Origin of the sequence: Pedobacter frigoris, from assembly GCF_005116445.1 — a bacterium.
GTDB classification, from domain to species: Bacteria; Bacteroidota; Bacteroidia; order Sphingobacteriales; family Sphingobacteriaceae; genus Pedobacter; species Pedobacter frigoris.
In genome coordinates this window covers 52,491-75,639 of record NZ_SWBQ01000007.1, presented here as the reverse complement: position 1 = coordinate 75,639, position 23,149 = coordinate 52,491, and the positions used below count along the sequence as shown (strand labels likewise).

22 protein-coding genes are annotated in these 23,149 nt (G+C 40.9%); 10 read left to right on the top strand and 12 right to left on the bottom strand.

Features of this window, described 5'->3' with window-relative positions; translation table 11 throughout:
* Nucleotides 1–36 precede the first annotated feature (36 nt).
* Together FA047_RS19070 and FA047_RS19065 are read left to right on the top strand one after the other, a co-directional pair.
* Nucleotides 37–2,103, top strand: a complete 2,067-nt coding sequence (locus tag FA047_RS19070) for a glycoside hydrolase family protein (RefSeq protein ID WP_136837692.1) — start codon at nt 37–39, stop codon at nt 2,101–2,103.
* 48 nt (nt 2,104–2,151) lie between these two features.
* Nucleotides 2,152–2,403 carry a LacI family DNA-binding transcriptional regulator gene (locus FA047_RS19065; RefSeq protein ID WP_136837691.1) on the top strand — a complete coding sequence of 84 codons (252 nt, stop codon included), beginning with the start codon at nt 2,152–2,154 and terminating at the stop codon, nt 2,401–2,403.
* A gap of 131 nt (nt 2,404–2,534) precedes the next feature.
* Here FA047_RS19065 and FA047_RS19060 read toward each other — a convergent pair whose 3' ends face one another.
* From FA047_RS19060 to FA047_RS19050, 4 genes are all read right to left on the bottom strand, one after another.
* Nucleotides 2,535–4,136, bottom strand: a complete 1,602-nt coding sequence (locus FA047_RS19060; RefSeq protein ID WP_136837690.1) for a M60 family metallopeptidase — start codon at nt 4,134–4,136, stop codon at nt 2,535–2,537.
* Nucleotides 4,137–4,296: 160 nt separating this feature from the next.
* A complete protein-coding gene (locus tag FA047_RS21035) occupies nt 4,297–4,428 on the bottom strand; it encodes a hypothetical protein (RefSeq protein ID WP_262710001.1) in 132 nt (43 codons plus the stop codon).
* 400 nt (nt 4,429–4,828) lie between these two features.
* Entirely contained in the window at nt 4,829–5,029 is a 201-nt protein-coding gene (locus tag FA047_RS19055; protein ID WP_136837689.1) for a helix-turn-helix transcriptional regulator, read from the bottom strand.
* Nucleotides 5,030–5,041: 12 nt separating this feature from the next.
* Nucleotides 5,042–5,512 (bottom strand): hypothetical protein, encoded by a 471-nt coding sequence (locus FA047_RS19050; RefSeq protein WP_136837688.1) that lies wholly within the window; start codon nt 5,510–5,512, stop codon nt 5,042–5,044.
* A gap of 214 nt (nt 5,513–5,726) precedes the next feature.
* On the opposite strand from FA047_RS19050, the gene FA047_RS19045 reads away from it, so the two are divergent.
* The gene (locus tag FA047_RS19045) at nt 5,727–6,647 is read left to right on the top strand and encodes a DUF6263 family protein (RefSeq protein ID WP_136837687.1); all 921 of its coding nucleotides are present in this window, start codon (nt 5,727–5,729) and stop codon (nt 6,645–6,647) included.
* Between the two features lie 54 nt (nt 6,648–6,701).
* Here FA047_RS19045 and FA047_RS21030 read toward each other — a convergent pair whose 3' ends face one another.
* The 6 genes from FA047_RS21030 to FA047_RS19015 form a co-directional block, all read right to left on the bottom strand.
* Entirely contained in the window at nt 6,702–7,904 is a 1,203-nt protein-coding gene (locus tag FA047_RS21030; RefSeq protein ID WP_136837686.1) for a TlpA disulfide reductase family protein, read from the bottom strand.
* Between the two features lie 23 nt (nt 7,905–7,927).
* Nucleotides 7,928–8,896, bottom strand: coding sequence for a DUF4465 domain-containing protein (locus FA047_RS19035; protein ID WP_136837685.1), 969 nt, complete (start codon nt 8,894–8,896; stop codon nt 7,928–7,930).
* Nucleotides 8,897–8,905: 9 nt separating this feature from the next.
* Nucleotides 8,906–10,384, bottom strand: a complete 1,479-nt coding sequence (locus FA047_RS19030) for a RagB/SusD family nutrient uptake outer membrane protein (protein WP_136837684.1) — start codon at nt 10,382–10,384, stop codon at nt 8,906–8,908.
* Between the two features lie 6 nt (nt 10,385–10,390).
* Nucleotides 10,391–13,783: a SusC/RagA family TonB-linked outer membrane protein gene (locus tag FA047_RS19025; protein WP_169304460.1), complete on the bottom strand. Its 3,393-nt coding sequence runs from the start codon at nt 13,781–13,783 to the stop codon at nt 10,391–10,393.
* A gap of 344 nt (nt 13,784–14,127) precedes the next feature.
* Complete coding sequence (locus FA047_RS19020) at nt 14,128–14,694, bottom strand: RNA polymerase sigma factor (RefSeq protein WP_136837682.1); 567 nt, start codon at nt 14,692–14,694, stop codon at nt 14,128–14,130.
* 88 nt (nt 14,695–14,782) lie between these two features.
* The gene (locus FA047_RS19015; RefSeq protein ID WP_136837681.1) at nt 14,783–15,967 is read right to left on the bottom strand and encodes a FecR family protein; all 1,185 of its coding nucleotides are present in this window, start codon (nt 15,965–15,967) and stop codon (nt 14,783–14,785) included.
* Nucleotides 15,968–16,044: 77 nt separating this feature from the next.
* Between FA047_RS19015 and FA047_RS19010 the strand changes: the two genes are divergently transcribed.
* The 7 genes from FA047_RS19010 (at nt 16,045) to FA047_RS18980 (ending at nt 21,590) form a co-directional block, all read left to right on the top strand.
* Nucleotides 16,045–16,713 carry a GDSL-type esterase/lipase family protein gene (locus tag FA047_RS19010; RefSeq protein WP_136837680.1) on the top strand — a complete coding sequence of 223 codons (669 nt, stop codon included), beginning with the start codon at nt 16,045–16,047 and terminating at the stop codon, nt 16,711–16,713.
* Between the two features lie 75 nt (nt 16,714–16,788).
* The gene (locus tag FA047_RS19005) at nt 16,789–18,105 is read left to right on the top strand and encodes an alpha/beta fold hydrolase (protein ID WP_136837679.1); all 1,317 of its coding nucleotides are present in this window, start codon (nt 16,789–16,791) and stop codon (nt 18,103–18,105) included.
* A 94-nt stretch (nt 18,106–18,199) separates the two neighbouring features.
* The gene (locus tag FA047_RS19000; RefSeq protein WP_136837678.1) at nt 18,200–18,565 is read left to right on the top strand and encodes a response regulator transcription factor; all 366 of its coding nucleotides are present in this window, start codon (nt 18,200–18,202) and stop codon (nt 18,563–18,565) included.
* A 112-nt stretch (nt 18,566–18,677) separates the two neighbouring features.
* On the top strand, nt 18,678–19,280 hold the full coding sequence (locus FA047_RS18995) for a hypothetical protein (RefSeq protein WP_136837677.1): 603 nt from the start codon (nt 18,678–18,680) through the stop codon (nt 19,278–19,280).
* A gap of 107 nt (nt 19,281–19,387) precedes the next feature.
* Nucleotides 19,388–19,885 (top strand): cupin domain-containing protein, encoded by a 498-nt coding sequence (locus FA047_RS18990; protein WP_136837676.1) that lies wholly within the window; start codon nt 19,388–19,390, stop codon nt 19,883–19,885.
* Nucleotides 19,885–20,613: an acyl-CoA desaturase gene (locus FA047_RS18985; RefSeq protein WP_136837675.1), complete on the top strand. Its 729-nt coding sequence runs from the start codon at nt 19,885–19,887 to the stop codon at nt 20,611–20,613. Before FA047_RS18990 ends, FA047_RS18985 begins: the two co-directional genes overlap by 1 nt.
* A 113-nt stretch (nt 20,614–20,726) precedes the next feature.
* Nucleotides 20,727–21,590: an OmpA/MotB family protein gene (locus FA047_RS18980; protein WP_136837674.1), complete on the top strand. Its 864-nt coding sequence runs from the start codon at nt 20,727–20,729 to the stop codon at nt 21,588–21,590.
* A 344-nt stretch (nt 21,591–21,934) separates the two neighbouring features.
* On the opposite strand, the gene FA047_RS18975 is transcribed toward FA047_RS18980, so the two are convergent.
* Nucleotides 21,935–22,780, bottom strand: coding sequence for an SRPBCC family protein (locus FA047_RS18975; RefSeq protein ID WP_136837673.1), 846 nt, complete (start codon nt 22,778–22,780; stop codon nt 21,935–21,937).
* A 31-nt stretch (nt 22,781–22,811) separates the two neighbouring features.
* Nucleotides 22,812–23,147, bottom strand: a complete 336-nt coding sequence (locus tag FA047_RS18970) for an ArsR/SmtB family transcription factor (RefSeq protein ID WP_205943355.1) — start codon at nt 23,145–23,147, stop codon at nt 22,812–22,814.
* Nucleotides 23,148–23,149: the final 2 nt, after the last annotated feature.

The window sequence follows — 23,149 nt, the reverse complement described above, 5'->3', positions numbered from 1 at the left end:
TCACTAGATCAACTGTTACACTTTAATGATAAATAAATGAAAAAGAAATTAATCAATACTTCTTTGGTAATGATGGTCATCGGCAGTCTGCTCTTTCATGGCTGCGCACCGAAACGAGAGGCTGTTAAGCTTGTGTTGCATTCCTCACCATGGCATTTTTCGGAAGGTTCAGCACTAAGCACACTTTCGCCAAAAAATACGAAAGGAACTTTTGTGGTGCCTTCTGACAGCAGCAGTTTTACCATCAAAATGTTGGTTAATCTAAAAGAGGAAAACTCCATCAAGAATCTTCTTCAAATTCCAAATGTACTGACTGTAAAGACTTTTAAAAATGATGCGAAGGATCGGAAACAACAAAACTATCCTGCTTTTCCAATGCCTGATGGGTCTATTCCTGTACTGGAAGCGGCCCTTCGACTTCATTCCCCTACGGAAGCTAAAGGTCCGCGGGATATGCTTATAGGTATTCCTCTGGCGATGTTGAAAAACCCACAGGGAGAACATGAAGTGGTGCTTCATTTTTCAGGGGTTAGGTGGACTTTGTATGTAGACAATGAGCTTCTTGACAACGACTTCGCCTTAGGCTATCCAAAATGGGGAAAACAAAGCACCTGGGAAATAGATCCTTCAATTGTATCTAAGGCAGAAATCTTCTTCCCGGGAATTGAGCCACAAAAAGTAGCATTGCAGACACCACGCACTTCGGCTGAGATTCAGTATTGGACGCCGTCGGGGCATAACACCTGGGTGGGTGATGTCGCTACTTTCTATCATAAAGGACGTTATCATGTATTTTATTTATTTGATCGCAGGGGGCATGCCAGCAAATTTGGAAAAGGAGCACATTACTTTGAACACCTCTCCACAACTGACTTCAAAACCTGGACTGAACATGATGCTGCGACCCCGATAGAGGAACAGTGGGAAACATTCGGAACCGGCACCCCTTTTATCTTTGACAATAAACTCAGTATTAGTTACGGCTTGCACACTACAAGAATCTATCCTAAGGAACAAACCACATTGCCCTTACAGTGGGATTACTACAATAAACACGGCGTTACGGGCTCCTTTCGCTATGATACTATTCCTGGCTATCCAGCCGGATCTACTTATTCCATCAGTGAAGATGGGATCAGTAATTTCAAGAAAACAAAAATATTGTTTCATCCTTGTGAAAACCCAAGTGTTTATACCGACCCCGAAGGACGCTTACGCATGTTAGCGAACTATGGAGCGAAGGGAACCTGGGGATCAGATTCCATCAAAGGAGGTTGGCGCTCTATCAATCCTGATTTTCCTCCGGGAGGCGATTGCACATTCTTTTTCCGTTGGGGAAATTTTGATTATGTTATCGGTGGCTTTACCGGCTTTTGGTCAAAGCCGGCAAAGGCATCCGAAGATAAATTTGTAGATGGTGTTAAAGCCGGGTTAGACTTTTACAATGGAATGAACGTGCCAGCTGTGACAGAAATAAACGATGGTCGTTTCTTGTTGGCGGGCTGGATTCCTATGGCTGGATGGGGCGGATCATTGACTATTCATGAAATGGTACAATCCCCTGACGGTAGAATTGGAACAAAATGGATGGAGGAAATAATTCCTGCGATCCAAAAAGAAAAATCATTGGCGAAAGAAATTAAAGAGACTTCTTCCTTTGCCACAGGATCTTCTTCTTTCCTGCTCACATTTGATGTAGAGCCGGGTACATATTTGACTGGAAAACTAGGCGCACTTTTTCTGGGTGCAGACGGTGAAAACCATGCTTGTGAAGTCCAGATTAGCCCAAAAGCGAAAAAAGCACAATATGGAAAAGGACAACTTCAGCATTTCTCAGCTGCGGAGAAATCATTACGTGAAGGAGGTTCTCCAACCGGTGCGAGTAATTACGCTATTGAAAATTTGGCCGATACAGATAAACCGTTTACTGTTCGGATGATTGTCAAATATGAAGATAAGTTTGGCGGCTCACAGATCGACACTGAAATTGCAGGTCAGCGTACTATGATTGCTTTCCGCCCGGACTTAAAGGTTGAAAAACTCCTGTTCAGAGCGGATCAAACCGGAATCAAAAATGTCAAAATAGCGGCACTTAAAAATTAAGAAAATCTAAATACATATATTGACTTGCTTTTTATACTAACCAAATAGATGAAAAAGATAAACCTTAAAGACATTGCAGAATATGTTGGCGTTTCGACGGCATTGGTATCTTATGTACTCAATGGTCAGGCAGTGGAAAAGCAGGCCAATAAATCTACAGCTGAACGCATCATAAAAGCTGCACAAAAATTTAACTACCAGACAAATCAAATTGCCAGAAGTTTAAAGACTCAAAAGACGCATGCGATTGGTCTTGTTGTTGCCGATATAAATTTTAGGTTCAGTACCGGAACCTCCTAATATTTTCTCCCTTTAAAAATCTGCAATTTGCAGCGTAGCATTTTGAGCTAGCAAAGTGGCCACTTAAACTTGAATCTAAAATAAAAAGCCCTTCAGAAATGAAGGGCTTTTTACAAAAATATTCTTTTGCCTTAATCCTCTAAAGTAGAAAGATCTACTACAGGTTTAGGAAGACTCATTTTGCTGATCGCCGCTTTACATTCATTTACCATATCCTGTGTCATGGTATAAGTGTAGTTCCCGTAGTCATCATATTTAAATTCTCCTACGTAAAAGAAACCATAGTTTTCAAAGAACGAAGTAAGGTCAACTTTTCCAATTTCACATACCGTTTTTACAAAATTAAGCTGATGTACGGCCGGGTTTTGTGCATTCAACCCAAAATCTCCACGACGAGGACCTCTTCTAGCTCCGCCTCTGTTTACATTTGCCGCTGCAGCCTGCTTGCGGAAAGCTTCAAAAAGATCAGGGTAAAATCCGGGATTGTTGCCTTTGCCAGTGAAATACAATTGCAATTGCCAGAACGGAACCAATCTGCTGAATACATCAGGATCCTGCAGATAGCTTTTGCCTTTTCCATAAATACTCTCACGTGCCTTAGCATAACCCTTCTGTTCAGAAAGCCTGCTTCGGTTGCCAAAAGATGTGGTCACATATAAAGAGAAAATGTTATTACTTACTTCTCCTAAGCCACCCCAGCTCAGGTAAGGTCTCGTTTGGTGTACGTGACCCACCTCATGACTAAAGCCCCAGCATGGGTCATCTTTAATTACACTCGCCGGATCTACAACCATGCCCATCGCATAGCCCTGTTTCGCACCCATATAAGCCACACCATCTCCATCTCTAAACATGTAATAGTTATAATTTACCCTTGCGAGTACTCGGTTCTTAGGTACCTTGTTGTATTTGATCAGACCTAAAATACGGTGCTGACGATACACTAGAGAATCGTAGTTGCTAATCAGTTCTACACCCTTTCCATAAGCGTACTTTTTAATGGCCTCCACCGGATAAGCGATCTGAATATGTTTTCCGATAGCATCCACGACAGGATATACCGCATGGTCTACTAAGTTGTTCCAGTCTTTGTCATTATTTTTAGCGATGTCAAAATATCCGTTTACAGCTGAACCTAAAAAGTGAACTTTGATCGGATTTTCCTCTGCAGGCTTATCCGAATAGTAACCGATATATGCCAATCCGCCAAATTCTTTTACGTCAATGATATTAACTCCATTTCTAAGCTCAAAATCCTGTTTTATAATGCCCCATCCCTTAGGATCTTTTGTGGGGTCTGTACCTTCAGGAGCTCTTCTGTCCCAGTTGGGTACCATTAGTTTTATGTCTTTTCCAGGTTGTATACCGTCTACTAAAACAACATGCTTTCCAATAGGCAGATAGATGCCGGTAATGTTTTCATATTTACTATAGCCGTCACCGATAGACAGTTGTTCGCCCAAAGCAGTAGGGGATAGGATTGCCTTATAAGTGGCTAACCTGTAGTTTTTATCGTATTGACCGGCATACATTTGTTCTGCAGCAGTCCTGATTTTCTCATCATTTATCTTTTTAAGATCAGCTTTCTTTAAGCCTTTTTTCAATTGAGTAGCCAGAGGGTCTTCAAATACATTCAGCTCTTGATATGCTTGTTTTAATTCGCTGGCAGTCTGTGCATTTGCATGTCCTAACCATGCGGTAAATAAGAGTAGTAAGTAAAAGTTTTTTTTCATAATTTCTTTTTGTGTTATCAGCCTAAAAATAAGGTAATAAAACGTGATCTAAATGGCCTCTGTGTAATATTCTGGAGACTAAATGATTTGCAGGGTAGCACCAGTCTACTGTACGCATGGTAGCAGGCAGACAGTAGACTGGTGGCAGATTCTTTTGAAACTAAGAGCGCTGGATGGACTCAGTTGACATCCATTTTGAAAAGTCTTTCAACTGTTGTTCATGTTCTTTTATCCATTTTCCGTTTTCTTCCTTATTGGCAGAAAACGAGATGATGCGTGCTACCAATGGCATAAATTCAGTTTGAGATAACTTATAGAAGTAATCGGGCTGCCTTTGTGATGTTTTCGGTGTCTGGTCGTAACACTGCAATATAAACGAAACAGAAACTAAGCCCCTGCGTAATCATTGAAAGGGGTATCGCCCTTGCAACCCTTGATCAGCCCCTATGCAAGGGTTGTGCAGCGCTTTTGTAGAGACAAAAGGATATCAAACACAGAATGAAAGCAGAGTGAAAATATCCTTTTAGTAAGCTTATTGGGATTGAAACCGGTTATTCGAAAGATAAAGTGAGGGAACTCATGGTGCTGCTGGAAGAAATTAAAGCAGCTAAATAACTAGTGTTTATGAGAAGCTGTTCGAAAAGATGGCGGCAAAAATAAATTATCTTTTCGGACAGCTTCTTTTATAAAATTTAATCCCCTTCCTCTAATTCGAATATCTGATCAACAGATATCCCGAATACCCTTGCCATTTTTAAAGCAAGTACTGTAGATGGAACGTATTTACTGGATTCGATGGTATTGATAGTCTGCCTCGATACACCGATAAGTTCTGCCAGTTCTGCCTGGGTAATGTTTTTTATAGCGCGCTGGATCCTAATTGTATTTTTCATGTCTCTGAGGTTTTAATTAGTTTCAGTTTGCTTATTTAATTTGTACATGCTGTAATGGAACTTAGCGATAAAAATAATTAATATCGTATAAGAGTTATAAAATACTATCATGTAGTACGCCATACCATAGAAAGCAAAATTAATGATGATGAACAATATATAGCTGATCAGTACCGACCATTGCCATGCTTTTAACCTAAGTTGAGCAATGTACTCATCCTCATTTTTGTGACGGGCAAGGCAGACCATTAACAAACCGGACACAGTCCCAAGGATGGCAAGCTCATTGGTGAAATTGTTATTAAAAGGCCCCCCTGAAAATAGCTGCCCGAATCCACTATCAGTTTGAATTGAAGCGTGTATAGCAAAACCCGGGATCTCGAAATCATTGTATAGTGTAAAGTAGCCAAGTATGGCAAAAACCAGGAAGGTAATCCAGCCAATTATCTTATAACGGCTTGGAAGAAGAAGATTATTTTTCATATTGTCAATTTTGTTTGATCAAATGTAAAGTATTTCCGACATTAATGTCAAGTAAAATCTACTAAATGTAATGTTTATTTTACATTTAGTTTTTTGATAAGAGAAATATGGCCTCCAAAAATGCCCGGTGGATATATTTTGATATGATGGACGTTTCCTGTAAGTTTGAACCAATTTTAACAACCAATCTATTTAAAAAATCAATTAACGCTTTATGAAAAACTTACTAGGTTTTCTTTTCGCATTTGTTTTGTGCTATTCATCGGATGCACAAACCCATAAACTTGCTTTTAATCTTGTAAAGGGAAAGGACTATTTACAAACTACCAGCGCCGTGATGTCAATCAATCAGACGGTAAGTGGACAGGCAATGAATATCAACATGACAGTCAATGGCAAAGTAAAATATAATGTGGTATCCATTGAAAATGATGTTTACAACATGGATGTAAGTTATACAGGCCTTTCTATGAAAATGGAGATGCCAGGAGGCGGGATGAGCTTCGATTCTGAAAAGAAAGATACGACCGATATCATGTCGACCATACTTTCCAAAATGAAGAATAAGCCTTTCCAGGTAAAGATGACAAGGACGGGGAAGATCCTTGAAGTGAAAAACGTCGGAACATTGTTTGATAATATCTTAAACGGATTTCCCAACATCAGTCAAGAGCAAAAAGAACAGATCAAATCGCAGATCAATCAGTCTTACGGAGATAAAGCATTTAAGGGCAATATGGAAATGTTGTCGGCTATTTTTCCCGATAAAGCAGTGGCAAAAGGAGAAACCTGGAATATCTCTACGCAATTAGAGGCGGGCATGCCGTTTCTTGTGAATTCAATTTATAAGTTGAATGATGTAACTGCTACTCAATATGTGATCAGCGGAGATGCAAAAATGAGCTCTACCGCTAAAGACAAGGAAGTTATTCAAAATGGATTTCCAATGATGATGGATATGAATGGGACATACACTTCAACAATTAATGTGGATAAAGCAACGGGTTGGGTGGCCAGTGCCTCATTCAATCAGCAAATTAAAGGTAGCGCTCAGGTCAAAAAAAGTGAGCAGTTGCCGGATGGTCTTAACATTCCAATGGAGATCAAATCTACTACTACCATAACTGGTAATTAAAAAACAGACTGTCCGAAACGTACTTTTTCGGACAGCCTGTTTGTTTTTTAAGCGCTAGAACTTGGCGCCAAACTTATTGCCATAAAGGTCAATCAGCTTTTTATCCATCCACAGACCCCTCATATTCCGGGTAATGATTTCGCCATCAGGGCCAACCAATACGCAGGTAGGGATTCCATTGAAGTTATAAATTTTAGAAAAGTCACCTTTAAAGGCTTTCAGGTCTGATACCTGTAACCAGGTCATGTTTTCTTCATTGATTGCCTTAAGCCATTTATCCTTATCATCGTCCATAGAAATGCTGATTACTTCAAATCCTGCCGGGTGATAAAGTGCATAGGCCTCTTTTAAGTGTGGGATGTCTGCTCTGCAAGGGCCGCACCAGGAAGCCCAGAACTCAAGCAGTGTATATTTTCCTTTTCCTACGTGATCGGAAAGTTTAACCGGCTTGCCATCCTTATCATTGAAAGCAAAATCCACAAACTTAGATCCTACTGCTGTTTTTTTAATTACAGCTGCTTTCTCCAATAGGCTCTGGCCCCCAACTGAAGATTTTAACGCCGGAGAAAGAGAGGCCAAAGCCTCATCGATTTCTTTTGCACTAAGCGAACCAATGTTCTTTTTAGCAACATAAAGTGCAACCGGACTTGTGTTGTTGTTCTTGATAAAGCTTTTCACATAAGTCAGCAGGTTTGCTTTGGCAACATCAATGTTTTCTACCAGTTTAATTCCTTCTGATATAGGCCCTTTCTCTTTATCTTTTCCCGGATTCAGGTAAGCGATGTAGGCATCAAATGCTTTGCTGTTGAGCGCTTTTAAAGGCTCGTATCCAGCTGAATATTTCATGAACAGGTCATGAGCAGGGGAGCCAGTTACGTTGATTTTTTCATAAGGAAAACCTCCCGTATACAAAGCTTCAAGTTCAGTAGCATTGCTGTCTAGACCCGCCGATACATTGATTTTTTTGTTCTCTACAAACACCGGGATGGTAGATGCAAATCTTTGCTTTTCCAGCTTGTTAAACACCAAAGTAAAAAACTGCGGATAAGGTACAGAACCTGTAAAACTAAAAGCACCGTTTTTTACTGTTGTGCTGTCCAGAGCTTTCCCAGGAGTTTCTTCCGACTTCAGGTATACCTTTCTGCCATCGGCAGATTTTGGGACAGTAACATTCAGGGTATAATTCCCTTTGGTCTGGCTCTGCGCCTGATAGGTGATCATGATGATCAATGAATAAAATAATGCAATCTTTTTCATCTGTATATAATTTAATGAAATCTTTATTTTCTAAGTCTTATGCCGTCTAAACAAAAGTAAGGCGGAACCAGCATGTTCCCTGCGCCATCTTTATAAGATGATGAAAGACTGAACACCACCTTGTTTACTACACCCAGTGCTGTGAGGTCTACCTTAGACCAGTTTACGGCGACATAATTAAATGTCGGGTTTGCAGGGTCTACATTTGGACGTATAGCCAGCCAGTAATCTACACTTCCTGTTGCGGCCGTTCCGTTGTAACCTTTTACAGTAAGCTTAACGAATCCTTTTGCAAGTGTCGCATTGCCTGAAGCTCTTCTCGCCAACACCTCATCTCCGGCTAAACTGATTACATTTTGTCCGCCCGGACCTGGTAATGTAAACCTTCCGTACATCAGTGTAGAAGGATTGGCAATGTTGATGTTTTTAACCTTAGTCCCGCCAATGGTATAGGCCTGGGTATTGGCATCTAAAGTACCGGAATAGATAGATCCGTAAGTTTCTAAAAGATAATTGTAGGTAGTGTTGGCTACCAATATGTGTTCTACCACAGTAGGCTTATCTATGGTAAACGAAGCATCTTCATCTTTTACAGAAGCCACCAGAAAATTATTGGTTTGATTGGTGGTAGTCGTATATACACTAAAAATACATGAATCTATTGCAGACTTGATTTTCGCAGGAGTGAGCCCGCCAGCTGGGGGGAAGTCGGGGCTCAGGCTCCATGGAAATGATCTCCAGTTCTTATTGGAAATAGCAAACCCTGAAAAGGTACCATCTCCGTTGTTTTTTGCATTCATGGTTACAATACCTGTTTTCTCAGTCCCTGATTTAAATGGGGCATTGGGAATATTGAACGTAAAAGTTCCTAAAGTCTGGTCTTCAAAAGTAATGTCTTCCGGGTACGGTATCAGTATTTTATTCTCTTTTTCGCAAGAGAAGAGCGCAATGCTGCAGATAACAGCCAGCATGATGATCAGTTTATGTTTCATAGCTATAATCTATTTTAACTCAGGATTTTGTTCCATTAATGTGTTGTTCACGATCTCTGCATCAGGAATGGGTCTGCACATTTTGTTTTCTTGCAATGCAGTTCCATTTTTGATGGTTACGATCCATGGTTTACCATCTTTCATAAAGCGTACGGCAGCATAGAATTCGCTTCCGTTTTCAAGGAATGTTTCTGTGAATATTTCTTTGAAGATCATATCCATCACTTCAGTTTGGCTTGCCGGATTCAATGCAGGCAATACAGGAGTAACCCTTTTACTGCGCATTTCATTGATAGGGGCGATGGCCTGTGCCGGAGTGGCACCTGTCCTGGCTAGCAGCTCTGCTTTCATCAGGTACAACTCAGGATATCTGAAATAATAGGCCGCGTATTTTTCATCAATTGGATTGGCCAGCTTACCTGCATAACTGCCCAGTCGGGCTACTTTTTTGAAGGTAAAGCGATTCACATTGTCCCAGGTCTCTGCTGCTCTCACCGGTCCGGTCACTACCGGCCAGCGCGGATCATTGCTAAACCAGTCTAAGCCATAGACCAAACCCGCAGTCAGCGTACCGCCAACAGGTAGTGGAAGCGTATTGCCGCCGATCTGAGAAAGGTAATAAGTATAATAATAGCCACCTTTAGTAGTTCTCGTTCCGTCATTTTCCAGGTATTTCACAAACAGATTCTCTTTAGAATCCCATGAGTTGGCATACACGTCGGCAAGGTTGGCCTCCATGCTGAAAGTCGCCGGATGATTCGTCAGTACATCATTTACCAAAACCAGTGCAGCATCCAGATCAGTACGGGTATTGCGATAGCCACCTCTGTACAATAGCAATTTGGCTTTTAACGCTTTGGCAAACTGTTTAGATACATAGCGCGGAGTCGTCAGATCACCCAGGTTTGCGATAGCGAAATCCAGATCGTCATAGATTTTCTGGTAGCTTTCACCAACTGTAATGCGCGCTTTTCGCATGTTAGAAAGGCTTACGACCTCATCGCGATAAAGCAGACCATAGACATCGGCATCATCTGCCCACCAATGTGTGTAATTCCAAAGCAGATTGGCATTGATCCATGCCCTTAAACATCTTCCTTCTGCAATAAGGACAGTCCTATCGGCCTGACTTACCGCAGCATCAGATAGTTTCCCAATTCCTGCAATCGCAAAATTTGCGGCGTTTAAGCTTTTGTAAAAGGTGGTCCAGCTGCTGCTTGCCGTTAACTGGTTGTACGACATGTCGTAATCTACCACATTGAACCGTACAAACCCGGCTTTAGAAGCGAGTCCGCAATACAATGCACCTGCCCAGTCATCATTTTGAAAAGAGGCATATACCCCGCCAAGTGATGCTTTGGCCGTAGCCAGATCTTTGATCGCATTTGCATCAGTAAGCGAATGGATGGGCTGTATGTCCAGATAGTTTTTGCAGGAAAAGGAGGTTATACCTGCGAATATGAGTAATGTATAAAATATCTTTTTCATGATTTTCTATTTAAAAGTAAACCTAACTCCCAGATTGTAGATTTTGGCCGATGGATAGTAACTGTTATCTACACCCATTCCAGTTCCTATGGCGCTGCTCGACCAGTTTCCCTGTGGATCAAACCCAGGATATTTTGTAATGGTAAACAGGTTGGTTGCCTGGAAAGTGAAGTTTACGCCCTGGATCAGTTTGTTTTTGAAAATGTGCTCTGGCAGCCTGTAATTGATGTTTAGAGCGTTTAACCTAATGTACGACGCATCATACAAAAAGAAATCTGAGAACGTAGAATTTGCTCCGTCACCATAATGGGTCATCCTCGGAATATCTGCTTCATAGGGACTAAGCAGGGTAGCGCTTCTGCCTGCAATTAAATTGCTATGGTTGTAATTACCCACATAACCCACATCGTCCATTGGTTGTTTCCATAAGCGTTGGTTTCCGTAAGAATAAGTAAACGTACCGTTCACCATGAAGTTTTTGTAATAAACAGTTAAACCAAAACCTCCGTAAAGTTTAGGGTCAGAACTACCCAGGTTAACCTTATCGTCATTGGTGATCTGTCCGTCGCCATTCTGATCTATGAAATAAAGGTCACCTACGTTTTCAGTTGAAGTACGGTAGAATCTTTTGGCACCGGCTGCTGTTGTGCCTTGTAGCGCAATGATCTCCTCAGGAGTGGCAAACAGCCTGTTGGCAGTTTGGAAGCCATACCAGTGACCAGTTCTTTCACCTTCCTTTACAGTCATGTATACTGTTTGAGTACTTGGGAAGTTGAGTTGTTTGGTAATTCCATTGATCTTCATCACCCTGTTGATGTTATTGGACATGTTTAGATCTGCGGTTACAGTAAAGTCCTGTCTTTTTACCACATCTACTTTGATGTCGAACTCCACACCATTGTTCTTCATCGAAGCTACGTTTGAATTGATGGTCGACAAAGATGAACTTGGAGGCAATGGTAAATTATAGATGATCTGATCGGTTTTCTTTTCGTATAAACCAAAAGTACCTCTGATGCGGTCTCCCCACATGCCGAAATCAAGTCCGAAATCTTTCATCGTAGTTTGTTCCCACTGCAAGCCATCGTTTCCTATAGAACTTGGCGCAATGGCAGGATTCTCATTATACCTTGCTGATCCTACACGAGTGATCCAGTCGTAGTTGCCCAAATTTTGAGATCCGGCTTTTCCGATTGAAGCACGCAGTTTCAGGTAGTTGACAATTTTACTGATTCCTGCGCCTTTCATGAAATTCTCTTCTGTGATCAGCCAGGCCACAGCACCAGAAGGGAAAGTACCCCATCTTTTATCTGGTCCAAACCGGGAAGATCCGTCTCTTCTGATGGTACCTGAGATGATGTAACGGTTGTTGTACTTATAATACGCTCTTGCGAACTGTGAGATCAGGGCATTTTCAGAAAATGTTTCTGTCATGGCGCCCCGGGTTGCTCCTGAGGTAAAGTCATTCAGTATATCATCGTCAGGAAAGTTAGTCGCGTTCATGCTGTAAGCGAGTGCGCTGTTTTTCTCCATAGAATATCCGGCAAGTCCCGTCACATCGTGTTTGCCGAATGTTTTGGCATAAGTAAGTGTGTTTTCCCACACGTTGGTCGTGATCTTTGGGTTGCTCCAGGTCCTGCTTCCGGTGGTATTGAATGTGCTTCCTTTTCTCCTGTATTCCAGGTCCTGCGAATTGTTGTAATTTGTAGTATAGGCGGTTTTTAAAACCAGACCATTAATGATCGAATATTCAAGAAATCCGGTGCCATTAAAGATCTGGCCATTCGCAGTTACAGTATTTAACAGGGTAGTGTAGGGATTCTCAGTATAGGCATCTCTGGTAAAAAGCGAGCCATCGGCATTGTAAGGCGGGATATCAGGACGAATCTGTTTCAATACTGTGAGCATGTAATCTTTATCGTTCGTTTTTCTGGATGATCCGCTCAGGTTCAATCCAAATTTAAGACCTGTTCTGATTCTTGCTTCCAGGTTTATTCTGCCCCCAAAAACCTCACTGTTTCCGGTCTTTACGATACCTTCGTTATTGGTATTGTTTAGTGAAACATAATAAGAGATGTTATCCGTTCCGCCCCTCAGAGAGAGGTCGTACTGTTGCGTCAGCGGATTTTGTGTCATTTCCTTGAGCCAGTTCGTATTTCCTTCATAGTAAGCACCCGGAAGTATTTTAAATGAGGACCTGTCGAATTCACTGGTATTTAAGTTGAAGAAAGCCTGCTCATCCAGGTATAGACGGGTGAAATAATCAAAAGCCCCTCTTCTGTATGCTTCTTCACGTGCTGCGGCATCAGCAAAACGTATATATTCAGGAGCTTCCATGTACTTATAGCCATTAAAGTCCTGTTGCATGTAGCCTAAGCGGCTCGATAGTTCTATCGTTGGTTTTTGTCCGGCAATCCCTTTTTTTGTGGTAACCAATACCACTCCGTTAGCTGCACGTGAACCATAAAGTGCAGTCGCAGAAGCATCTTTAAGGATGTCTATGCTTTCCACGTCATTCAGGTTCAGGTTATACAGTGAATTTTGGATGTCTCCGGAGGTAGATGTTGAATAATCAGGCACACCGTCAATTACCCATAGCGGTTGGTTATTCCCGGAGAGCGAAGAAGCACCACGGATCACAACGCTAATTGGTGAGGTAGGAGAGGCCGATTGAACAACTACGTTGACACCTGAGGCACGTCCCTGAATTAAACTTTGTATAGTAGCACCCATAGGCGCGTTTTTAACCTCTTTTTCTCCAAGACGAGCTACCGATCCGGTAACATCTTTGGCCTTGGCTGTACCATAGGCTACGACCACCATTTCCTCCAGGCTGGTTACTTCCTGTTCCAGAACGATCGTAATGAATGCATTTCCTCCACTTCGTACCTCTTTAGACTTGTAGCCGATATATGAGTAGACTAAAATGGCATTTTCTTTTACGTTTCTAAGAATAAATTCTCCGTTAGTCGCTGTTGAGGCCTTGTTGCTGGTTCCTTTTTCGGTGACATTAACTCCGGCTATCGGAGCTCCTTTTTCATCTACGACTCTTCCTCTTAAATCTACAGCATTGATGTACTCTGAAATGCGTTGAATTATCGACTTCGGTTTGTCCTTAATAACAACTGTCATTTCTTCTAAGCTATAGGAAAGCGGTTGATTGGAAAAGCAGATGTTCAATGCCTCTTCAAGGCTTACATTTTTTACGTTAATACTAACCGGTTTTGCAGCTCTCAGTGATTTAGCATCTACTATAAAATCATATCCGCTTTGTTTTCTGATTTGAACTACGATCTTTTCAAGAGAAGCATTACTTTCTTTTAATGTAATCTTTTGAGCAAAACCAGCTGCGCTAACCTGTAAAAGAAAAGTGGTTATTATGATGGCAGTTAATTTCATAATACGCAGTATTTGGTCAGGTCTGTATGCAAGTAGCTCAGACCTAAATAAATGGTAAAATTTCATACATTTGTTTGGGTTTTGGGTTGTTGATTTTGTTGTTTCCGCAATAATATTTGATGTACCCCAGCCTTTTCCAGATATCGGCTCTAAACGGTATCTGGTTTTTTTTGGAGTTACAATTACGAGTAGCCCTTAGGTCATAATTTTGGTTCTCCTTTCATATGTTTAGTTATAGTTGAATATAGGTTGTAAATCATGGTGGTTCATAAAGCACAAAAAGTAAGTGGCTTTATAATATGTCGGCTCAGAAATATCCAGGTAGTAGGAAAAAATGAACTATTTTAAATAAAAGTGAAAATAATCAGTTTACCCAGTTTGAGTCTCAATATTTTAATTGAATTGTTGATTTGTTTCTTCACTGTTTTTTCTGAAATGTTGAATTTTTCAGCGATTTGTTTTTGTGAAAGATTGGCTTTTCTGCTGGATTCAAATACCTCACGCATTTTTTTGGGGAGCAGACAGATCTCTTTTTCTATTAACCTGGCAAGTTCCCTTTCTCTCACATAATTATCTGTGATGTATTCTCCATCGTCAATGAAATGCTGTAAAGAATCTGCATAGCTGGTCCTGACTTTCTTATGTGCAAAAAGATCAAATATCTTATACCGTACAGCTGAATATAAATAAGAAGATAGCGTTTTTTTTACTTCCAGATCATTCCTGGTCAGGAGTGATAAAAAAACTTCCTGCACAATGTCATCTGCATCGTCTTTGTCATTGGTGAGCTTAAGTGCATAAACATAGAGCAAGGTGCCGTAACGATTATAGATTTCACTAAATGCCCTCCGATCCTCAGATCTGGTCAATTGAAGTAATTCATTGTCCGGAAGTGTGCTATAAACCGACATTACTATTATCCTATGCGAATATAACAATTAATTCACAACGAATAACGAAACGTAGGTCGGCCCTGATCATAACTTGTGATGAACAAGCTTATTTAGTGATGATGGTAATCCTCCTTCCATCAATTTTAAAATGAACATTTCCTGCTCCCTCCATAATGCTGAGTACGCTTGATATGTTTTTTGAACGCGACACAATACCTACATAGGAAAGGTTGGAAGCATTGCCTTCAAAGCTGAATTCAACATCATACCATCTGGATAACTTTCTGGTAATGCTTTCAATGCTTTCTCCTTTAAAAATGAAGAGATTATTTTTCCAGGCCATTGCATTTTCAATATCAGCTTCCTGCACTTTGATAATGTTGTTTGTATTCAGAATTGCCTGCTGGTTAGGCTGAAGAATTACGATGTTAGAATTACGATTTACGATTTGTGGGGAGCCGAGGCCCGCTACGCTAACAGATCCCTCTAATAACGTCGTCTTCGTATTCCCTTCATCAGCATAGCTGTTGATATTAAAATGTGTACCCAATACTTCTACTTCCTGGCCATTGCTTGCTACAATAAAAGGTTGTCCGGCTTTCGCTACTTCAAAATAGGCTTCTCCCGTCAATTCAACTTTCCGTATGTCACCTTTAAAGACCATCGGATATTTCAAAGAAGATTCAGCATTGAGCCAGATTTTAGAGCCGTCCGGCAGGTCAATCTGAAATTGTCCGCCCTTAGGGGTTGTTATGGTATTGTATATTGGCTGCTTTAATTTTACGTCTGCTGCTTCCTTTGAATCTATTTTATAAATTACCTGTCCGTCTTTAGTTTTTGTAATAGAAATGCCCGACTGGTTGATCAGCTTTCCTGTTGCAGCATCGGTAAGTGAAATTTTGGAGCCATCTGCCAAAGTAAGTATAGCTTTGTTTCCTCCTGGAATAAAATCTTTTCCGCTTTTTACCAACAACTCTTTAACAGTGGCATAACCTGTATTCTTTTGAATGAAGAAAAATAAGGCTGCAGATAGCGCAATGGTCACTATCACAGCTGCCGCGTAGCGATATGGCAGACGCTTCAATATAGGCCTGGGAAAATTATCTTTAGACCTTGAATTGATGGATCTCCATATATTTTCATGGGCCTGTTCGAGCTGGTTGGGGTCGGGTTCAAAATTTTTACGCTCCAATTCTTTAAGGTGCCAGCTTTCCACTATAGCCTTTTCCTCGGCCGAACAGGTACCTTCTATATATCGTTCTAATAATTGTTTTGCACTATATTTGGTCATAATCTTTAAACCATGTAATTCGTGGTTTATAATTAAGTCGGTTTAGTGATGTCCAGGTAGTAGAAAAATAAAAGAATATGATGAAATATTTTTGCTTGCTGTTTTTTTTGGCCACGTCGGTGTTTGCTCAGGAGTATAACCCCAAGACATTTGAAAAGGAGATAGGCAGCTTTGATCAAAAGGATGCTCTTGAAGGTGCAAAGTCCGGCAGTAATCTGTTTGTGGGAAGTTCCACGCTGAGGATGTGGCCGGATATGCAAAGCTATTTTCCTAAGGCATATGTGATCAACAGGGGGTTTGGCGGTTCTAAATTTGAAGACCTGCTGTATTATACAGATCGTGCAATTACTCCTTACAAACCTGCTAAGATATTTATTTATGGGGGAGACAATGACATCGCCGCAGGTATTGCGACTGATGTGATCCTTGAGCAGGCGAAACAGTTGAGAGAAAAGATCAGGGCAGCTTTGCCAGGAGTCCCGGTGGTGTTTATCGGGGCCAAGCCAAGCGTGGCGAGATGGCACCTGAAAAATAAATATGAGGAGTTTAATAAAGCATTAAAGGCCTATAGCAAGAAATCAAGGAAGACGCAATTTGTAGACATGTGGAATCCTATGCTGGATAAAGATGGTATGGTATACAAGGATATTTTTCTGCAGGATAATCTGCATATGAAAGCCGAAGGTTATAAAATCTGGCAAAAGTTCTTGACTCCGTATCTGATTAACAATAACTTTCCCAAGTAAATTTTTATACTAACTTTGGTTTCTTAAACCTTAATAATCAACTCAAATAATCCACCATAAGCTAACACAATATTCATGAAAAGAGTATGCCTTTTATTTTTTGCACTATTAATTACAACTTCTGCATTTTCGCAAAGTGTCCTGAACTTATTGGGTAAGTCACAGGACTTCTTTAAGCTTTTGTCTGAAGAGAAATATACCGAGGCATATGGATTTTTCGACAGTACTTTTCAGGCCAAAGTTCCTGAAGCTAAGATTAAGGAAATCTGGGAGAAACTGGGTGAAAAGCTGGGTAAATATGAATCAGGTTCTGTATCCAGCAGTAAAACTGAGGGTGAGTTATTTGCGGTGGTGATTGATGTCAAATTTACAAATGATTCCCAGCCTTTTTTACTGGCATTCAACAAAGCAGAAAAAATGGTGGGTTTTTTCCTCCAGCCCAAATCGCCCGTTGAGGGTTATGTACTGCCGGCTTATGCAGATACCACTTTATATAAAGAAGAAGAGGTATACGTGAAAGCACCTGGTCATAACCTTGTAGGTTTACTAACCACTCCTAAAAAGGCTGCAAACTATCCTATAGTAGTGTTGGTGCATGGTTCCGGTCCAAGCGATATGGATGCTACGTATGGCCCAAATAAACCACTGAAAGATTTAGCATTAGGCCTGGCAGCAAAAGGCATAGCGAGTATCCGTTATGTAAAAAGGACGATGATTTATCCAGGAGAGTTTATTGGGGCTTTTACCGTTAAAGAAGAGGTGATGGATGATGCATTGGCGGCGATAGCTCTTGCTCGTACGATTCCCGGAGCAGATAAAAAGCAAATTTACGTACTGGGACATAGCCTTGGTGGAATGCTTGCGCCAAGAATGCCATTGCTTGCGCCGGATTTAAAAGGCATCATCATGGTTGCTGCTCCTGCCAGGAAATTGTCAGATATGATTGTTGAACAGAACAAGTTTCTTTTTTCATTAATGAATGATACAACAGCAGCTGGTAAAAAGCAGCTGGATACCATAGTTGCTGAGTATGAAAAAGGCAAGCTGACCAAACTGGGCACTATGAAGCCTGATTCTATCGTAGCGGGATTACCTGCTGCTTATTGGATTGATTTAAATGTCAACAACCAGGTTGAAGCGGCGAAAAAAATCAGTAAGCAAAAAGTTTTTATTGCTCATGGCGAAAACGACTACCAGGTAACCGCGACTGATTACAACATTTGGAAAGCCGCATTGGGTACCAAAAAGAATGTTACGCTTAAATCTTATCCGGAACTTAACCATATGTTAAGTGTACATCCTGAAAAAAGTACACCTCAGCAATATCAGAGCCCTGCAAGTGTCTTTGACGGGCTCATAAATGATATTTCTGCCTGGATAAAAGCAAAATAAAAAACCTTTAAGTAACAATTACACTTCCACTTATCATATGTGGCAAAATTCTTGCTGTTTATGTAGACTAAAATCTATATAACTTAAAACAGATATGATAAAAAGAATACATGTGCTTGAAGATGATGAAGATATAAGATACATCATTGGAGTTTTACTTAAAGATGAAGGGTACGAACTGCAGCTGTCATCGACATTTGCTGAACTAAAAAGTAAACTGAGAGATTCTGTGCCGGATTTATTTATCCTTGATGTTATGATCCCTGACGGTGATGGTACGGATATCTGTACAGATCTTAAGGAAGATCCTTTTACTAAACACATTCCTATTATTGTGATGTCTGCAAATGATCAGAACAAACAAAAAAGTCTGGAAGCGGGAGCTAATGATTACATCAGTAAACCATTTGATATAGATTACATTGTGCGACGCATCAACGCACAGTTGTCGAAATCATAGCTAATACTCAAATAAAATAAAAGAGCCTGATCATATCATGATCAGGCTCTTTTATTTTGTATTATCATGAGATGTAATTAACTTCATTTTATATAACCAGAAAGGAGCAGTTTTGGACGACGTCGTAAAAGGTTTAGTGCCACATATTTTAAGTTTTGTGATCAATGAGCTTTGCAGAAATGGTTTTCTAATTGCTTATGAAAGGGATTTGGCAGACCTGAAAGGATTGGTAAGTGCTGATTCCATTACTCCCGATGATTTTGAATTGCTGGAATCTGTAGACGATGGTATTGTAAAGGTTTTATTAAAGTCAGTCGATAAAGTCATTGATTGTTCGAAAACCTATTTGATGATCAATAATCTCGATGAACTGGAGGTGCTGGAGAATGAGGAATGCAATCAGGAGGCCTCAAATAGCTATCACATTTACATTCTGGAATGGGAAAGCAAAAACTATAAGGATTTGCTGTTCAACTTAAACCCCGTTTACTTTTCGATTTCCCAGTTGCTGTACCATACGAGTTGTCAACTCCGCTTAAATACAGTTGACATTCCTGAAGAAATGTATGATGAATTTTTAGAACACTATGCTGAAGTGCTTCATGAAAGACTGATCTCGGAAGATAAAAATGTATCACTATTATATGATCTGATCATTGAACTGAATATGGACCTCTGTGAGATTGATAGGCTGACCTGGGAGCGTGAAGACTAACTCAATGTTGCCGCTGTAAAACAATTCCCTCATTTTTTTTGTCTGTATTTAATGAATGCTTAACCATTTTAGCTAAGTTTGTGGATTAAAATAATACTGTTATTAAAATGTCAGATCAAAAAAAGGAAATATTTGAAGGTGTAGCACAACGCTTAAAAATCGAAGGCTTTAATGTAGTAAACCGTGATGAAACACGCCCTTGGGGTGGTTTTTTTGTGATCGATGAAGAGCAGGCCCAGCAGTTTGCCAACGTTTATTTCGAAGGATTAAATGTTGATGATCTAAAGATCTCAGGTAAATTAAGTCCAAAAATATTAATCGTAGCTCCTAATACCCGCTTATCATGGCAATACCACCATCGCCGTGCGGAAATCTGGAGGGTAGTAAATGGAACCGTAGGTGTAATCACAAGTGATACAGATGAGCAAGGTGAACTGCAGCAACTGGCACCTGGCCAAAGCATCAAATTGAAACAAGGCGAGAGACACAGGTTAATCGGTTTGGAAGATTGGGGCATTGTTTCTGAAATCTGGCAGCATACAGATCCGGCTCAACCATCTGATGAAAGCGATATCGTTAGGGTACAAGATGATTTTGGGAGATAATGATCATTTTACTATTCTTCCTCACACACTGGTTCTTATCCTTATTTTCTCAAACATTCTTTCTGCATCGGTATGCCTCGCATAAGATGTTTAAAATGAATACTTTTTGGGAGAAATTCTTTTACATCATTACTTTTTTGTCTCAGGGCTCATCGTTTCTGAACCCCCGTGCATATGCGATCTTGCACCGCATGCACCATGCGTTCTCAGATACAGAAAAAGATCCTCACTCTCCGCATTTTGTAAAAGATGTTTGGGGCATGATGATCAAGACAAAAAATATGTATCTGAATTATGCAAAGTATAATGTAGAGCCTGAAGAGCAATTCAGAGACAAATATCCCAGCTGGCCATTAGTAGATAAAATAGGCAACTCATGGCTGACCAGATTTGTTTTTATCGGTTTCTATATCTGGTTCTACGTAACCTTCGCAACATCATGGTGGATGTTCCTTTTATTGCCGATACACTTCTTAATGGGGCCTGTTCATGGTGCCATTGTAAACTGGTGCGGACATAAATACGGGTATTCAAACCACGATAATGATGACCACAGCAAAAACACCCTTCCGTTAGATTTCCTGATGTTAGGAGAGTTGTTTCAGAACAACCATCATAAAAAGCCGAATAGTCCAAACTTTGCTTCCCGCTGGTTTGAGTTTGATCCGACTTATCCAATTATGAAGGTCATGCACTGGATGCGCATCATCAAAATCAGAAAAACTTAATTCCGGTTGCCTTGCTACTGCAGGGCGACCCTTATAAAACTTTCTGGCTCCCCTATTGTTATGCTATAACACGCCCTCCTTTAATAAATATAGTTTTTATAAAAATAAAGGATATGAAGTTTAATAGAATACCATTGGCATTGCTGGTTCTTGCTATAATAAGCCAGGGATGTGTAAGCAACAAAAAGTACAATGAATTGCAGACCCGCTACAATGATCTGCAGCAGAAATCCAAAGATTTAAATCAAAAATATCAGACCGGTCAGCAAGACTTATCGGGTTCTTCCTCAAGGGTAAAAAGTCTCGAGGAACAGATTGCTTCTGAAAAAGCCAATGTAAAAGCCCTCCAGGATGCGCTTGACAAGTGTCTGAACTCCACCAGTCAGGGTAATGTGAACATCTCCAAATTGGTGGATGAGATCAATAGTTCCAATAAATACATCCAGCAATTGGTGAATGCCAAGAATAAAAGCGATTCGCTCAACGTGGTGTTGACCAATAACCTGACACGTTCATTGAGTCGTGAGGAAATGAAAGATGTGGATGTACAGGTATTAAAAGGTGTTGTATATATTTCATTAGCCGACAACATGTTGTACAAATCAGGCAGCTACGACATTTTGCCCGCGGCCGGTGCTACATTGAGTAAGATTGCAAAGATCATTACTGACTATAAAGATTATGAAGTATTGATAGAAGGTAATACGGACAACGTACCAATCTCACAAACCAACATCCGGAACAACTGGGATTTGAGTGCCTTGCGTGCCTCATCTGTGGTACAGGCTTTACAAAACACCTATAACGTAGATCCTAAGCGCTTAACTGCTGGTGGCCGAGGTGAATACAATCCAATTGCGGGTAATGACACAGACGCAGGTAAGATGAAAAACAGGCGTACCCAGATCATCATTACACCGAAACTCGATCAGTTTATGGATTTGATCGGTAAGGCACCAGATACTAAAAAAGACTAGTCAATCATAAATAAAAAAAGCGCATACATTGTATGCGCTTTTTTTATGCGGTTTTATATTCCTGCTGTCTTCCTTTCGGTGTGTGCTCGCTTTTGCCGGGCTACAGCCGGGGCATCTTCTGCGGTGCCGCTGGGGTATTGCTGGGGTCCTGAGCCCAGCAATACCCCACATGAAGCGGCAGTACCGCAGAAGATACGAACACATAGTGAAGCCAGGGAGAGGGGAAACTAAATTTATTTCTTGTCTTATTTGGTTAATACGGATTTGAGGAACTATAATTCAATTAACAATCCCCAAACTAATCAAACCCTTGGGCTCCGGATGCAGCTCAAGGGTTTGATTCATTACCTTTTTTCCGATAAATCCTTAATGATCTCCAGTGCTTTATCCCACATTGGCTCATGCATCTGGGTATACTTTTTAGCAAGCGGACCGGATTCTATAGATAGTGTATAGTCTCCATTGTTGGTTTTTGTCAGTTTATATTTTTCCGAATATTCACCTGTTTCTGCGTCAGGGGCTGGGTTGACGTCATCGTACATGTCTATCTGCAAATATTCCGTAGGTCTGTGCTCTGCTACAACGCCATGGGCGCCAACGTCGCCGCTTAGATCGGTCCAGATGACGCTCGATCCTTCCTTCCAGTCGGATTTTACAAACGATCCATCGCCGAATGCTTTGCCCCACTGCCCGCCCGGGTTGAGCAGGATGTCCCAGATCGCTTCAGCAGAGGCAGTGATGGAGATGTTCTTTTTGATGGTCTCCGTTTCAACGAAATTGGTCAGTGCTTCGTTGATGAAATAGTTCCAGCCACCGGTAAAGCTTTCTACCCTAAAATTCGGATTTTCCTGAGGGAAGCTTTCCAGTCCTTCATGACTGAGTTTGAGTCGCGTTTTATTTTCACCTTCTTTAAAAAGTTCCCAGGTTAGTACCGAGTAACCTTTATAATCCGGATACCTCCAGGAATAGCTAAGCTTATGAGGTGGTTCGCATACCAATACTTCACATTCATGAAGGTATTGTACGTTTTCATCTCCGCCGGTAAACTGGAATTTAAATCCCTTTTCGGCTTTGAACTCTTCGAGTTCAAAATACCATTCTTTCATCTGGTCGCGGTCAGTGATGGCTTTCCAGACCTTCTCAATTGGTGCGTTATAAGTGCGTTCTACAATTAGTGGTTTTGCTTCCATAGTACTGATTTTTAGGTAGGGTATTATTTTCTTATTTATTGTTATGGTCCTGATCTTCGCTGCGCTCCAGGAAATCGCCCAGGGCATCGAGTTTACTATTCCAGAATTTCCGGTAGCGGTTTAGCCACTGATCTACTTCTTTCAGTTTCTGCAGGTCGGTCCGGCAATAACGGTCCCTGCCTTCCTGCTTTATCATAATCAATCCACATTCTGTGAGGATCTTGATGTGTTTGGAAATAGCGGGGCGACTAATGTCGAAATGCCCGGCCACAGCATTGAGATTCAGCGACTGATCGCTGAGCAGATCAATGATCTGACGCCTGGTAGGGTCGGCTATTGCCTGGAATACGTCTCTTCTTATTTCCATAT